This is a genomic window from Erythrobacteraceae bacterium WH01K, assembly GCA_027941995.1.
Lineage (GTDB): Bacteria > Pseudomonadota > Alphaproteobacteria > Sphingomonadales > Sphingomonadaceae > CAJXSN01.
Window position 1 is genome coordinate 884,750 of record CP115966.1, and the last position, 13,402, is coordinate 898,151.

Here is a 13,402-nt window from a genome sequence, read left to right on the forward strand (position 1 = left end):
TCTGACCTAACCAACAATGGCAGGGAATGTGCCGAAGATTACCCCCGCCGCGGCCAACCCGAGGGCACCAAGAGCAAGCGGCGAGCGTGGAGCAGGTAGCCTCCGGACTTGTACGACCAGTGCGGCGATTGCGATTAGACCCGCACTTATAGCGATGATCCGCGCCATCCCGTCATTCGGGAAAATCAGCACCCCGGCGTAGCTTAAAGCGAAATGCGCGGACCAGATCAGGAAGGCAATCAGAAGGGTGCGATAGATCGAAGGGCGGTCGATCGGCTCGCCAAGCTCGTTGTTCTTCGCTTCAGACACCGGGGAATACCCTCGGCAAGAGAGTAAAGATCATGCCCTGTAGCGCGCAGAACATTATGAAACGTGCGACGATATCCATGGTCACGTTTGTTGGAGTGGTCATGATCCCTCGTGCCTCGCGAAAGGCGAGATAGGCGGCCATGATGACAGCGACCACGACCACCTGTCCCTGAAGCACCGAAAGCATGAAGACAGTCGCGCCCATGCCATTCGCGGTGGGCTCAAGACCCGTCGCGAGCCAACCAGTCACATCGAGGTATAACGCGCCGACCAGCAGGGCCGCAGCAAGTGCCTCCAGCATCCAGGGCAGGTCTTCGGCAAGCCGCCCTTCTTTCGTTGCGAGAAACCGACGCCCGCCCCAAGCCGCAAGAATTGCCGCAACTTCGATCCCGACGATAATTGCGGTTTCGCCGAGGGGCGGGGGCGCACTCCAAACTTCGGGATTGATGCCATAGAGATAGAGATAAGCGAATACGGCCATGAAGCCGATCATGCCGATTACGACCATCAAAGTGTTCAACGCCCACCAGCCGTGGCTTTTCGGCCCCGTGATTGCGATCGGAACCTCGATACCGCCGCCGATGTCAGCGCTTTCCTGTTTGATGGGACGGTCGGTTTCCCAAAGCCATCTTAGCGTACTGAGTACCGCTACAATCCCGCAGAACACAGCAAAGGCATAGCCCTGCACCGTCAGCGAGAGGAAGAAGAGAGCGGTGAACACAGCAGCCGACAATGGCCATGGCGACGGACCGGGCATGAGTTGGACGTATTGCGGTTCAGCCATCACGGTCGAGGTAATCAGCGTCTCGCGCTGGCCAGTGGCAGAATTCGGAAGGAAATAGCGTCCTTCTTCGACCTCCTTCGAGATTTGGGGGCGGTCCCACAATGGTTCACGCGACGTGACCAGGGGGATCGAGCGAGTGGAGTACAAACCGGTCGGAAGCCATTCCAGCGTGCCGCCGCCGTAGATATTGCCTGCGTCATCATGAACCGTGAAACGAAAGCGGCGAGCGAGATCAAACATGAACAGGAGTATCCCAGCGGCCATCACGAAAGCGCCAATGGTTGACACCAGGTTGAGCAAATCGAGATCGCGCCCGGGCAAATAGGTATAGACCCTGCGGGGCATCCCCATGAGCCCGGTCAGGTGCATGGGGAAGAAAGTGATGTGTAGACCCGCGAACATAAGCGCGAAGACCCATTTGCCCACACGCTCAGATAAAGCCCTGCTGCTGGTCATGCCGTGCCAGTGGTAGAACGCGGCAAACATCGGAAAAACCATGCCGCCCATCAACACGTAATGGAGGTGGGCGACGATGAAATAGGTATCATGCGCCTGCCAGTCGAAGGGCACCATGCCTACCATCACGCCGGTCAATCCACCCATCGTGAAAATCACCACGCTCCCGACTACGAATAGCGCAGGCGTGGTCCATTTTATCTTGCCGCTGGCTAGCGTCGCGATCCAGCAGAACACTTGGATGCCCGCAGGCAGGCTGACCGCCATGCTAGCGGCGGAGAAATAGCCTGCAGAAACGCGCGGCATGTCGGTAGTGAACATGTGATGCGCCCAGACGCCGAAGCTGATGAAACCGGTAGCCACCAGTGCCAGTACGTTGAGACGGTACCCAACGAGCGGCACCTTAGCGACTGCGGCCACCATCATGCTCATGAGACCCGCGGCTGGGATGAAGATAATGTAAACCTCCGGATGGCCGAAGAACCAGAAGAGGTGTTGCCACAGCATGGGATCGCCCCCGCGTAGCGCATCGAAGAAGGGCCAATTGAACGCTCGTTCGATCTCCAGCAGCATCGTGCACAGGATCACACTCGGGAAGGCGACCACGATCATTACCGCGAAGACCAGCATGGCCCACGCAAAAATTGGCATTTTGTCGAGGGTCATTCCCGGTGCGCGGGTTCTCAGCACACCCACGATGATCTCGATCGCTCCGGCAATGGCCGAAATCTCGATGAACCCGATGCCGAGCAACCAGAAGTCAGTGTTGATACCGGGACTGAAGGCAATGCTCGTCAGCGGAGGATACATGAACCAGCCACCGTCGGGCGCCAGCCCCACGAATAGCGAGAGCAAAAACATCGTCCCGCCTACGAAATAGGCCCAAAAAGCGAACGCCGACAGCCTGGGAAACGGCAGATCGCGTGCCGCCAGCATCTGCGGCAACAGCATGATCCCGATCGCTTCCACCATAGGCACGGCAAACAGGAACATCATCACCGTTCCGTGCATCGTGAAAAACTGGTTATAGGTATCGACGCCCAGAAAGTCCTGCATCGGGGCAGCGAGTTGCACTCGCATGCCCAGCGCCAGAATTCCTGCTGCTAAGAAGAAGCCGAAGGCGGTGACGACGTACCAGAAGCCGACGTAGTTGTTATTGACCGCGGTAAGACGTGCCCACCCTTTTGGCGCACGCCAGATGCGGTTCAGTTCATCGACTTCGCTATCGGGACGCTTCTCGGTGGGGAAGCGCTCATAGAGCGAATAATCGAAACCCGTCTCGGATCTCATTTCTGCTGCTCGAGCCAGATGGCGATAGCTTCGAGCTCGTCGGCATTGAGCAAGTCATAGCTCGGCATGCGATTGCCGGGTTTGAGCGATTGGCTGTCGCCTATCCAGCCGATGAGGGTACCGCGATTGTTGGGCAATATACCCGCACCCAGTGTCCGGCGCGATCCGACATGGGTAAGATCCGGTCCAGCGAGACCGTTCGCCTCTGTCCCGGCAACACGATGACACGCAGCACACCCAGACTGCATGAACAGTTCCTGCCCGGACAGCTGACCAGAATTTGCGTCAGCGCCTGCAACCGGACGCGAGACTGCTGACTGCTCCGAAGCGACCGTCATTGAGGCGGATAGGGGTTCTTTTGGCGTGGTTATGCCGCGCCCCGCCGAAACGAGACGCTTAGTCCGCTCGGCATACCACTCGCGAAAATCTCCGTCCTCATGAGCAACAGCAACAAAGCCCATCAACGCATGTTGCCGCCCGCAATACTCTGCACACACTCCGCCAAATTCGCCTTCGCGATCGGCTTCGATCCGCAGCAGGGTGCGCCGCCCAGGTATCATATCCTTCTTTCCCGAGAGATGCGGCACCCAGAAGCTGTGGATCACATCGGCGGATTCCAGTTCGAGCACGACAGGACGTCCGACAGGAATGTGAATCTCATTCGCATCTTCCATCACAACCGCGCCCGACGGGTCCAGATACTGGACGCGGAACCACCACATCTCGCCGGTAATGCGAATACGCATTTCGTCGCCGCGTATCGGTTCTGTCAGACTGGCTGTGAGAGTCAGTCCCCACACCAGTAGTGCGGTCAAAACGACACCCGGAAAGGCCACTCCGCCGAGCCAGATCGCGCGCTCTCCTCCCAGCTTCGCTTTCCACTTGTCTGGTCCCTTGATGGCGACCCAGAGAGCAAACACCACGACCAATGTGACGAAACCGCCCAAACCGAATAGCGACCAGGCCAAGATGGTGACCCTGCCCGAATAGGGACCTGCCGGATCAAGTACCGGAGGAGGCCAACCCCAGAGTGCGTCAATCATGGTCGAGGCCATATAAATAGGCTGCGATATCTGCCGCTTCAGCCTCGCTAATTGGCATTGGCGGCATGGACGAGCCCTCCTTCACGGAAGGTGCGTTGCGGATGAAGGCCGCCAATACATCTGGTCGGTTCGGCAACTGGCCTGCGATAAGGCCAACATCGTCGAAGCCTTCGAGCGATGGTCCCAAACGCCCGGCTGGCCAGTCCAGCTCCGGGATTTCGTGACAAGATCCACAGCCTGCGCGCTTGATTGCTGCTAAGCCCCGGTCCTTCGGGCCGGTAGTCGGCTCTCGCCGCGTCTCAACCGGGTCCTTGCATCCGGCAAGCGGTGCACATGCGGCTAAGGCTATGCCAGTCACGATGGCTTTCCAGTTCCGATGCCGATGCTCCACACTCCCCATTCCCATGGGAACCGGGCAATCGCTCGCTTCGTTCCCACCAGACGATGCTTTTTCGCTCTGTCCTGTCCATCACCGCCCTTTCTGTGGCGCTGACGTCGTGTAGTCCTGCCCCGATCGACGATCCATTCGACGACACGGGCGAGTTGATTGCCTTATCGGGCGGGGACGCAGGTCCGCAGGCTGCTTGCCACACTTGTCATGGGCTGGACGGTCGCGGCGACGGAGCGTTAGTGCCGAGGATAGCGGGGACGGATGCCGGATATTTGGTTCGTCAGCTGGGTTTTTATGCGGACGGGCAACGTAGTCATCCCCAAATGAATTGGCTTGCAGGCCGACTAAATACCGAGGAGCGGTTGGCTGTGTCAGCCTATTACGAGGCCATGGATTTTCCGGAGGACGTGCAAGGCAGCAAGGGTGGACCTGAACCCTCGTGCGAGATCGAGAAAGCATACGAGATCTACCATGCGGGCTTACCCGAACGCGCTCTATCGTCTTGCGCGTCTTGCCATGGAGAAACCGGTCTCGGTTCGGGTGCCGGCAATCCAGCCTTGGCTGGTCAGAGCGCGGCTTACCTCGCCGAACAATTGCGCAGTTGGCGAAAAGGTGAGCGATATGGCGATGCGCTGAACGTCATGCACGATGCGGCCAGCAAGCTGCGAGAGGACGAAATCAACCCACTCGCGGCGTATATTGCGTATGGTCCGGAGCCGTCTCGTCGTCCCGAATTTCCGGGAGAATGCCCCTGACTGTATCGTCGCGGTCCCAAAAATGATGTTTCAGCGCCGCAATGACATGCAGCGGTACCAGCAATGCGAGGCCGATGACGCCGAGGACATGAAGGCTTTCCGCCCAGTCGAGCACCTGATACTGCCACGCTGGGGAGAGTGTATGAAAGGGCATCGGGGGTATTGCGACCAATCCGGCAAGGCGCAGTGGTTGAACCGGCTGTATTGCAGACCACATCGCCCATCCACTCAGCGGAAGTAGCGCGAATAAGCCATAGAAAAGGTACTGTGTGATATGTGCTGCCGTGCTCTGCCAGCCTGGCGCATCAGCGTCATTGACCGGATCGGGGACGAATAGTCGCCAGCCAAACCTCAAAATAGCGAGAAACAAGATGGTCAGCCCCAACTCGCTATGCAGTTCGTAGGTGGCAAGCTTGCTGGCCCCGACCGGATAGCGCGACATCATCCAACCTGAGCCGAGCTGAAAGAGCACCAGCCCTGCCATGATCCAGTGGAACCAGACACCGACTGGCGAATACTTCCCCTGCTCGGTGTAGCTGACCGCCCATCTACGGATCAGGTCATGAAGCCTCATGCAGGCGCTCTGCTACCGAGCGATCGATAAAGTATCGTCAGAGCGGCAATGAGGTAGACCAAGCTCGCCGGGGCCCACATGACGATGCCCGCAATCTGTTGATCCTCAATCGGCGAGAGACCCCAAAACTGCGTCGTCAGCCAATGTGGCGCAAAGTAGGCTCGGTGTGCAAAGGTCAACAACGCACCGAGTGCACCCATCGCGACCATCGTTGCCAGCAAAGCCGTCGCGGCCGCCGGTGCTGGCGATCGGATGACCTTTATCCACCAAACCGCGGCCGTGGCGACGATGCTGATTTGCATGAGCCAGAAAATGCCGTCGCTGCTCATGGCGCCTTCGTAGAAAGGGGGCGCATGCCAGAGCCAGAATGTGAGTCCATGAATCGCCGTCCAGACGGTCAAGGTGCCGGGAATTTCGGTTTCCTCGACCCGGAAGGCGGCAACGATCAAGGGAGCGAGCACAGTGGCCAGTATAACGTCATGAACGATACGCACCGTAAACAAAGCCGACCCGAGAGCGCAGAAAGGGCTGATGTAGAGTAAGCTGAACACGACCCCGGCTGTGTATGTCGGCATTGCTCTAAGTCTGTCACGTTTCCAATAAGCGAGACCCGCGAAGACCACCAAACACGCCAACATTTCTGGCGCGAAATTCCAATGGGTCAGCCAAACCCCAGGTCTTGGGGCCGCACCGCAATAGGGCAACCAGTGGTTCAGGATTCTCTCCAATCCTATTGTACCTAAACAACGTACTAAATTATCAGACAGAGCATGGTGTCCGAAAATTTTTACCTAGGGAGGTGACGTGGACTCTTGTTTCCAAACTTAAGCATGCCACGCGCAGTGGTCGAGGCAAATTGCTCAACGCATGCGCGATCCCCATGGCCTATGGCTGAAAGAATTCGTGCGATTTGGTGAGGCAACCAGCCTTTCTCTATACCTTCAGTCGCCTTTGTGCTCGGGTTTACCCTTTCGTTTGGTGCTAGCGAGATCCTCAAGCTCACCCTCGGTTATGGAATCGTACATTTCCTTTGACGCGCCCTGAAGGTCGCTCTTGTTGGTGTCGCCACGCTTGGCGCTAAGTGCTGCCCCTGCCGCCTTTTGCTGCGCTTTTGATCTTGCTGGCATTGTGATTACTCCTTCGATGTCAGCTTCCGACTATGGTTCCGCCGTTAGGGTGCAACACCTGCCCCGACATATAGCTTGAATCCTCACATGCGAGGAAAAGGAAGGCGGGCGCCACCTCGTTGGGTTGGCCGGGTCGGCCCATTGGGGTGTTCTTGCCGAAGTCGTCCATATCCTCAGGAGGTTGCCCTCCGCAGGGGTTCAACGGAGTCCAGATCGGGCCGGGCGCGACTGCATTTACACGAATGCCGTCGGCCACCAAGTTTTCGGAAAGAGAGCGGGTGAAGGCCGTAATCGCACCCTTGGTGCTGGAATAGTCGAGCAGATTGTCCGAGCCCTTGTACATCGTCACGCTGGTGCAATTAATGATAGCGCTGCCTTCACCAAGGTGCGGTAGCGCGGCTTGGACCAAGAAGAACATCGAATAAATGTTCGTCTGGAATGTCCTGCGCAGTTGCTCTTCAGTAATATCGGTTGCGTTGTCATCGGGATGCTGCTCACCCGCATTGTTCACGAGGACATCCAGCTTACCGAAGTGTTCGACGGTTCGGGCTACTGCCTCGTCCGCGAAATCGCGGCGCCCCAAATCGCCTTGCAGACAAAGCCCTTTGCGACCCTCTTCCTCTATAATTGACAAAGTGTGCGCTGCATCTTTTCGTTCTTCATCTGCGTAATAGACTATCGCAACGTCTGACCCTTCGCGCGCAAAGAGGACTGCTACCGCCCTACCGATACCGCTGTCACCGCCGGTAACCAGAGCGACTTTGCCCTCTAGGCGACCCGAACCGGGATAACGTGGCCGCCAATCTGGCTTGCTGTCCATCTCCTCTTCGGAGCCAGGCATGCGCGGCTCTTCTTTGATTTCAGGCTGGAAATTCTCAGTATTGGACATTTGGAGGGCGTCCCTAGATTGCATAAGCTCGGCCCGAAGGTCCGCAAATTGCAAATGCCCGTCTCCCCCGACTTGTTTCGGGTATGATGCCAAGTGTGTGAAATTGACGACGAAATGCAGGGTGTAGCCACCCGCGAACTTCATCTAGGAGCATGGCGTAGCTTTCGGTCACGTGTGTCCAAATTTTATCCTTCGCAATCTATTCGAAGAAACAAAAAGGCTCGCCGTGCGCTGAATCCGACGCAACGGAGGACCATGATGGCAGCGCGCGCATATTGGCAGGGACAGATCAGGCTCGCACTCGTTTCAATCCCGGTGGAAATCTACACCGCGACCAAATCGGGCGCAAAAATCAGCTTCAACCAGATCCACGAACCGAGCGGAAAGCGTATCTCCTACGAGAAGGTTGTTCCCGGCATTGGCCCAGTCGACCGCGACGAGATCATTCGCGGTTACGAGGTTTCCAAGGGCAACTACGTCCTGCTCGAGGATGCGGAAATCGATGCGGTCAAAATCGAGAGCAAGCGCACGCTCGAACTCGTCCAGTTCGTCGACACATGCGAAATCGACCCGCTGTATTACGACAAGCCCTATTACGTCGTGCCTCAGGACGAACTGGCCGAAGAGGCATTCATCGTGTTGCGGGAGGCGCTGCGCAAAGCGAAAAAGGTCGCGCTCGGTCAACTGTCGATGCGCGGCAGCGAAAAGCTGGTTGCGATCAAACCTTGTGGCAAAGGATTGCTGCTCGAAACGCTGCGCTACGCCGACGAAGTTCGCAGGGGTCAGTCGTTCTTCGCCCAAATCGAGGACACCAAGCCCAAAAAGGAGCTGCTCGACCTTGCGAACACGCTGATCGAGCAAAGGAGCGCGCCCTTCGATGCGAGCGAGTTCGAGGACCGCTATGTCGAGGCGTTGCGAAAGCTGATCGACAAAAAGGCCAAGTCGAAAAGCAAAAAGGCCATCCTCGAGGACGTCGACGAACCGGGAGATGCAAGCGGCTCCAACGTTATCGACCTTATGGCGGCTCTGAAGAAATCAGTCGGTGAGAAGAAGGCCCCCGCGAAGTCGAGCGGGAAACGCAAGAAGAGCGCTTAAGCCGGTGGAACTCAACGATCCTGTCCTCGTCCACTGGCTCGATTGGGACCTGCTGTCGCGGTTAGGTATTGCTGCAGTGCTCGGCCTTCTTCTCGGCCTGGACCGCGAATTGCGAGGCCACGCCGCTGGCATGCGAACTCACGGGCTGATCTGTTTCTCCGCAGCTGCGATGACTGTTTCGATCCTTGCGCTTTATACAGATCTCGGCGGAGAGCGTATGGACCCATTGCGCGTCTATGAGGCAGCAGGCGCATTCGTCGGCATTATTGGTGCCGGGTTGATAGTTTTCAGCAGGGGCCAGGTACACAACCTCACGACTGCCGCACACCTGTGGCTTGCCGCGGTAGTCGGGATAGCCTGCGGTGCAGCTCAATGGCCACTTGTGGCCATCGCGGCCGCCATCAGCCTTGTCATGCTCACACTTCTGCGACTGATCGAACCCAAGGATCGAGACCGCCGGCTCGACGATGAATCGGGCGACGAAAAGGAGGAAAGGTGAGCAAGCGCTCAAATCCCCTGTCCGAATACAACGCAAAGCGCGATTTCGCGAAGACGCCAGAACCTTCCGGCAAGGCGCAGAGTAGCGAGTCTGGCAACATCTTCATCGTCCAAAAGCACGATGCAACCCGGCTTCACTGGGACCTGCGGCTCGAAGTCGACGGCGTGCTGAAAAGCTGGGCAGTGACCAAGGGGCCTTCACCAGACCCCGATATAAAACGGTTGGCTGTTCGGACTGAGGATCATCCCATGTCCTACGCCGAGTTCGAAGGAACCATACCCCGAGGCGAATATGGGGGCGGGACAGTTATGCTATGGGACCGCGGCATCTGGTCGCCGATCGAAGGCAAGTCGGTCAAGGATCTTGAGAAGGGGCATTTGCACTTCACCCTCGAAGGCGAGCGCATGAAGGGCGAGTGGCTCCTCATCAAGCTTAAGCGGAAGCCAGGTGAGAAGCGGGAAAATTGGCTCCTTCGCAAGCTGCAGGATAAGCACACAGAAAAAGGCGATCCTTTGGTCGAACGTGCATTGACCAGCGTGCTCACGGGGCGCTCGATGGCCGAGATCGCTGCGGACAAGGCCGGCGAGTACTCCCTCGCCGGCAAGAAGGATGATGCCTTTTTCGCGCAGATGGAGAAGGCGTCCTCGCGCAATGCGAAGAAAGCGAAGCCGCAGAAGCGAAGCGACGCGCCGCTGCCGAAGTTCCGTAAGCCACAGCTTGCCACGCTGGTTGACCATGTTCCGGCCGGTAACGGGTGGATGCACGAGATAAAGTTTGACGGCTATCGCGCGGTGATTGCCGCCAAAGGAAATATAGTCCGAATCTACACCCGCAACGGGAAAGACTGGACTGACAAATTCGGACCCCTGGTCGAGGCGCTCGCCGCGCTCAACTTGCCTGCATGCCTGATCGACGGCGAGATCGTGGCGACGGATGCAGAAGGCAATCCGGACTTCTCGACCTTGCAGGGCATGCTGAAGCGCGGTCAAGGCGCGCAGAGCAAGGATGATGCGCTGCAATTCCATGCCTTCGATGTCATCGAATTGGCGGGCGAGGATCTCAAAGCACTGCCCAATATCGAGCGTAAGGAACGGCTCGAAGCCATGCTGTCGACAGCAGAACCGCCGATTTTCCTCGCTGATCATGTCATCGGCGCGGGCGAGAAGCTGTTCGATGCCATGTGTGCTGCGAGGCAGGAAGGGATCATCTCGAAGAAGATGAACGCGCCCTATCGCCACGCCCGCAGCAAGGCGTGGGTGAAGGTCAAGTGCACGCTGCGACAGGAATTCGTGATCGTCGGCTGGAAGAAATCATCGGCCAAGGGGCGCCCCTTCGCCTCGCTTCTGATGGCCCAGCACGAAGGCGGAAAATTGGTCTACAAGGGAAATGTCGGCACGGGATTTGCCGGCGACGACTTCGACGAGCTCGTGCCGAAGCTCGACCGACTTGAGCGAAAAACCCCTGCTGTAGAGGTCGACAAATCCAGCGCACGCGGTGTTACCTGGGTCACACCGAAACTGGTCGCCGAAGTCGCCTTTGCGGAGCTCACCGCCGACGGGAATATTCGGCACGGTAGCTATCTCGGCCTGCGTCGCGACAAGCCTGTCAAGGCGGTCAAGCCGGAGAAAGCCGCCCGCGCACCCGTAACTGATGCGACAGTGAATATCTCCAGCAGGGATCGGGTGGTATTTCCCGACAGCGGCCAGACCAAGGGCGATCTTGCCGATTATTATGCAGCAGTTGCAGATATCATGCTGCCCTTCGCTGGACACCGCCCTGTCAGCCTCGTGCGGTGCCCCCAAGGCCGAGCCCGCAAATGCTTCTTTCAGAAGCATGACAGCGGCGCATTCGGCGACGCCGTCCATCACGTTCCTATCCGCGAGAAAGGCGGCGGGACCGAGGATTACCTTTATATCGAGGACTCGCGCGGAACCCTTCAATGCGTTCAGATGGGCACGATCGAGTTCCACGCCTGGGCGTCGCGCAGCGATGCGGTCGAAAAGCCAGACCGCATGATCTTCGACCTCGACCCGGACGAGGGGTTGGACTTCGAGGACGTGAAACAAGCAGCGCGCGATATCCGCGATCGGTTGGCGGACCTTGGGCTGACGAGCTTCGCCATGCTCTCGGGTGGCAAGGGAGTGCACGTGATCGTGCCGCTGACGCCGGGCCACACATGGGATGTGCACAAGGACTTTGCCCGCCGCTTTGCCGAAGCGCTTTCACTGGCCGAACCGGAACGCTTCACGGCGACAATGAGCAAGGCCAAGCGCAAGGGCAGAATCTTCATCGACTGGCTGCGCAACCAGCGTGGCAGTACCGCCGTCGTTCCATATTCGGCACGGGCGCGAATCGGGGCGCCGGTGGCTGCCCCGATCGCTTGGAACGAGCTAAAATCAATGGAAGACGCTAAGCCCTTCGGCATAGCTGATGCCACCAAACTGATTGGCCGCAGTGCATCGAAATCGCTCGCTGGATGGGGGTTCGCGGTACAGAATCTGCCGGACATTTAGCAGCTGTCTCAAGGCTACCGCTTTCGAGGGGGCGAGCCAGCGATCAGATATGCTTCGACCCAACGGACCAATGTCCGCATTGATGCAGTTCTCGCTTAAAAGCAGACTGACCGCAAACGGCCCATGATCTGTCAGCTTTGACTTGAGCCCAGGATGGAGAACAGTCAGTTCGATCCTGGTTCGGTGCGATCTCGTATCATCGCTTGCCAGATTCCGGCGTAACTGAATCGCCTTCGAGGAAAGCGCCCACCGCCGTCGCAAACGCTTCCGGCGCTGTCATCAGGATAAAATGGGGCGCCTGTTCGACCGGGATCAGTTTTATGTCCCCGGCGGTTTCCAAGGCTGCGACATGTTCTTCAGCCCCATGGTATGGGGTTTTGGGATCAAGCGTGCCATGAAGGACGATCGTCCGAGGGAGCTTCTCGGGGGACTTCCCGAAGCTCGCATCCGGCTCATAGGTCGGGATCCCGCCTGACAGCAGCAGCGATGGCAGAGGGCTTGCAAAAAGGTTATTCTCCTCCTCGCTTTCAACCATCTCAGCTGTGAGGGTCGGACGGGCATTGTTCTCTGACCGGCTGATGAGACTTACCAGCGGGATGGATGAACCGCTCTGTGGATATTGTTGCAGCGAGGCCCCAATGCTCGCCAGCCGACCCATCGCGTATTCCAACCAGGCAGGATCGCCGGCCTGCAATCCAGCGATAACATCAGGGAGCATCACGCGCGTTTCGGGAAAGTCGAGCAGCGCTGCCAGTTTGTATCTGAGATTGGCACCGGCCAACTCATCGACATCGTCGCGCTCGAAAATTCGGCGGAGAGCCTGCTCTGCTCCGGCCCGAAAATAACGGCGGCAATCGGGACGCTTGTCGCATTTGCGCAGAACGGTGCGACCGACACTATCAGTCACGGCTGATCGGTGACTCAGATCGAGATCACCATTGCTTTCGAGCGGCACGAGAGAATCCAGAATTACGCCATCAAGATCGTCCTGCGCCTCTAGCGTCAGCATTCGAAGCGCCAGTTGCGTGCCGTAGGAGACGCCGTAGAGGAAAGTCGGTCCGCCAGTATCGAACCGAGTGATCAACAGATCGAGATCGTGCGCAGCATTCGAGATCGTAAAGGCCTTGGTCCGACCCGCCTCTGCAATGAGGGCACTGAAGCATGTGCCCCATTCTTCACCGGCAAGGGCGCTACCTGCCTCGCCCGAAGGATCCTCCTCTCTTGGGCAGAGCCTTGTGGAGAAGCCCGTCCCACGGTGATCGGGAACCAATACGTCGAATCCTGGAGCGGCCGCCCGGAGCGAATGCATAAAGGGGTAGAAAGAGGCTCCAGACTCTCCCGGTCCGCCCGCGACCAGCCATAGCTGACCTTCAGGATTGCCTTCGGCCGGAAATTTTCGGACAAAGAGCTCAATCGTTCCGGCGATCCCATCGGTATGGTCAAGCGGCGCCTGGACACGCGCACATTCCGTATCCTCCAGTGATGGATGCGAACCAGAGTCTGCACACTTCGTGAACTCGCTGGATGACAGGGCATCCTGGGCAAGAGTAGCTGAGGCTGGAGTGAGAAGAGCGATTGAGAACGGTGCAAGGATACGAAAGACGACAGCCACTGTTAGCTCCAAGCTAAACGAAGAATGCCGGTTGCCTAATGAAGGGTCGGCGCTCGCGCAACCGG

Annotated in this window: 13 protein-coding genes; 4 read left to right on the forward strand and 9 right to left on the reverse strand. The window is 58.0% G+C overall.

The genetic code is table 11. The features are described from left to right. Window positions 1-6 precede the first annotated feature (6 nt). The 4 genes from PF049_04360 to PF049_04375 are packed head-to-tail and all read right to left on the reverse strand — an operon-like array spanning window position 7 to window position 4,240. Window positions 7-309 carry a hypothetical protein gene (locus PF049_04360; GenBank protein ID WBY17396.1) on the reverse strand — a complete coding sequence of 101 codons (303 nt, stop codon included), beginning with the start codon at window positions 307-309 and terminating at the stop codon, window positions 7-9. Continuing rightward, complete coding sequence (locus PF049_04365; GenBank protein WBY17397.1) at window positions 302-2,839, reverse strand: cbb3-type cytochrome c oxidase subunit I; 2,538 nt, start codon at window positions 2,837-2,839, stop codon at window positions 302-304. The genes PF049_04360 and PF049_04365 overlap by 8 nt, the downstream gene beginning before the upstream one ends. Then, on the reverse strand, window positions 2,836-3,882 hold the full coding sequence (locus PF049_04370) for a c-type cytochrome (GenBank protein WBY17398.1): 1,047 nt from the start codon (window positions 3,880-3,882) through the stop codon (window positions 2,836-2,838). The genes PF049_04365 and PF049_04370 overlap by 4 nt, the downstream gene beginning before the upstream one ends. Continuing rightward, window positions 3,875-4,240 (reverse strand): c-type cytochrome, encoded by a 366-nt coding sequence (locus PF049_04375; protein WBY17399.1) that lies wholly within the window; start codon window positions 4,238-4,240, stop codon window positions 3,875-3,877. The genes PF049_04370 and PF049_04375 overlap by 8 nt, the downstream gene beginning before the upstream one ends. An 86-nt stretch (window positions 4,241-4,326) precedes the next feature. On the opposite strand from PF049_04375, the gene PF049_04380 reads away from it, so the two are divergent. Further along, on the forward strand, window positions 4,327-5,028 hold the full coding sequence (locus PF049_04380) for a c-type cytochrome (protein WBY17400.1): 702 nt from the start codon (window positions 4,327-4,329) through the stop codon (window positions 5,026-5,028). Here the strand turns inward: PF049_04380 and PF049_04385 are convergent. From PF049_04385 to PF049_04400, 4 genes are all read right to left on the reverse strand, one after another. Beyond that, a complete protein-coding gene (locus PF049_04385; GenBank protein ID WBY17401.1) occupies window positions 4,952-5,602 on the reverse strand; it encodes a cytochrome b in 651 nt (216 codons plus the stop codon). The two genes, PF049_04380 and PF049_04385, sit on opposite strands and share 77 nt — an antisense overlap. Continuing rightward, complete coding sequence (locus tag PF049_04390; GenBank protein ID WBY17402.1) at window positions 5,599-6,051, reverse strand: cytochrome c oxidase assembly protein; 453 nt, start codon at window positions 6,049-6,051, stop codon at window positions 5,599-5,601. The genes PF049_04385 and PF049_04390 overlap by 4 nt, the downstream gene beginning before the upstream one ends. A gap of 492 nt (window positions 6,052-6,543) precedes the next feature. Continuing rightward, a complete protein-coding gene (locus PF049_04395; protein WBY17403.1) occupies window positions 6,544-6,729 on the reverse strand; it encodes a DUF3008 family protein in 186 nt (61 codons plus the stop codon). 19 nt (window positions 6,730-6,748) lie between these two features. Continuing rightward, window positions 6,749-7,618, reverse strand: a complete 870-nt coding sequence (locus tag PF049_04400; GenBank protein ID WBY17404.1) for an SDR family oxidoreductase — start codon at window positions 7,616-7,618, stop codon at window positions 6,749-6,751. A gap of 258 nt (window positions 7,619-7,876) precedes the next feature. Between PF049_04400 and PF049_04405 the strand changes: the two genes are divergently transcribed. The 3 genes from PF049_04405 to ligD are packed head-to-tail and all read left to right on the forward strand — an operon-like array spanning window position 7,877 to window position 11,725. Continuing rightward, entirely contained in the window at window positions 7,877-8,713 is an 837-nt protein-coding gene (locus PF049_04405) for a Ku protein (protein ID WBY17405.1), read from the forward strand. A gap of 4 nt (window positions 8,714-8,717) precedes the next feature. Continuing rightward, window positions 8,718-9,212 (forward strand): MgtC/SapB family protein, encoded by a 495-nt coding sequence (locus PF049_04410; GenBank protein WBY17406.1) that lies wholly within the window; start codon window positions 8,718-8,720, stop codon window positions 9,210-9,212. Further along, entirely contained in the window at window positions 9,209-11,725 is a 2,517-nt protein-coding gene (ligD, locus tag PF049_04415; GenBank protein WBY17407.1) for a DNA ligase D, read from the forward strand. Before PF049_04410 ends, ligD begins: the two co-directional genes overlap by 4 nt. A 196-nt stretch (window positions 11,726-11,921) precedes the next feature. Here ligD and PF049_04420 read toward each other — a convergent pair whose 3' ends face one another. Further along, a complete protein-coding gene (locus PF049_04420) occupies window positions 11,922-13,337 on the reverse strand; it encodes an alpha/beta fold hydrolase (GenBank protein ID WBY17408.1) in 1,416 nt (471 codons plus the stop codon). Between the last annotated feature and the right edge of the window lie 65 nt (window positions 13,338-13,402).

Bases quoted from the DNA above. Each gene is read 5' to 3' on its own strand.
- PF049_04365 (WBY17397.1), bottom strand. From the start codon at position 2,839: ATGAGATCCGAGACGGGTTTCGATTATTCGCTCTATGAGCGCTTCCCC.
- PF049_04370 (WBY17398.1), bottom strand. From the start codon at position 3,882: ATGATTGACGCACTCTGGGGTTGGCCTCCTCCGGTACTTGATCCGGCA.
- PF049_04380 (WBY17400.1), top strand. From the start codon at position 4,327: ATGCTTTTTCGCTCTGTCCTGTCCATCACCGCCCTTTCTGTGGCGCTG.
- PF049_04385 (WBY17401.1), bottom strand. From the start codon at position 5,602: ATGAGGCTTCATGACCTGATCCGTAGATGGGCGGTCAGCTACACCGAG.
- PF049_04395 (WBY17403.1), bottom strand. From the start codon at position 6,729: ATGCCAGCAAGATCAAAAGCGCAGCAAAAGGCGGCAGGGGCAGCACTT.
- PF049_04400 (WBY17404.1), bottom strand. From the start codon at position 7,618: ATGTCCAATACTGAGAATTTCCAGCCTGAAATCAAAGAAGAGCCGCGC.
- PF049_04405 (WBY17405.1), top strand. From the start codon at position 7,877: ATGGCAGCGCGCGCATATTGGCAGGGACAGATCAGGCTCGCACTCGTT.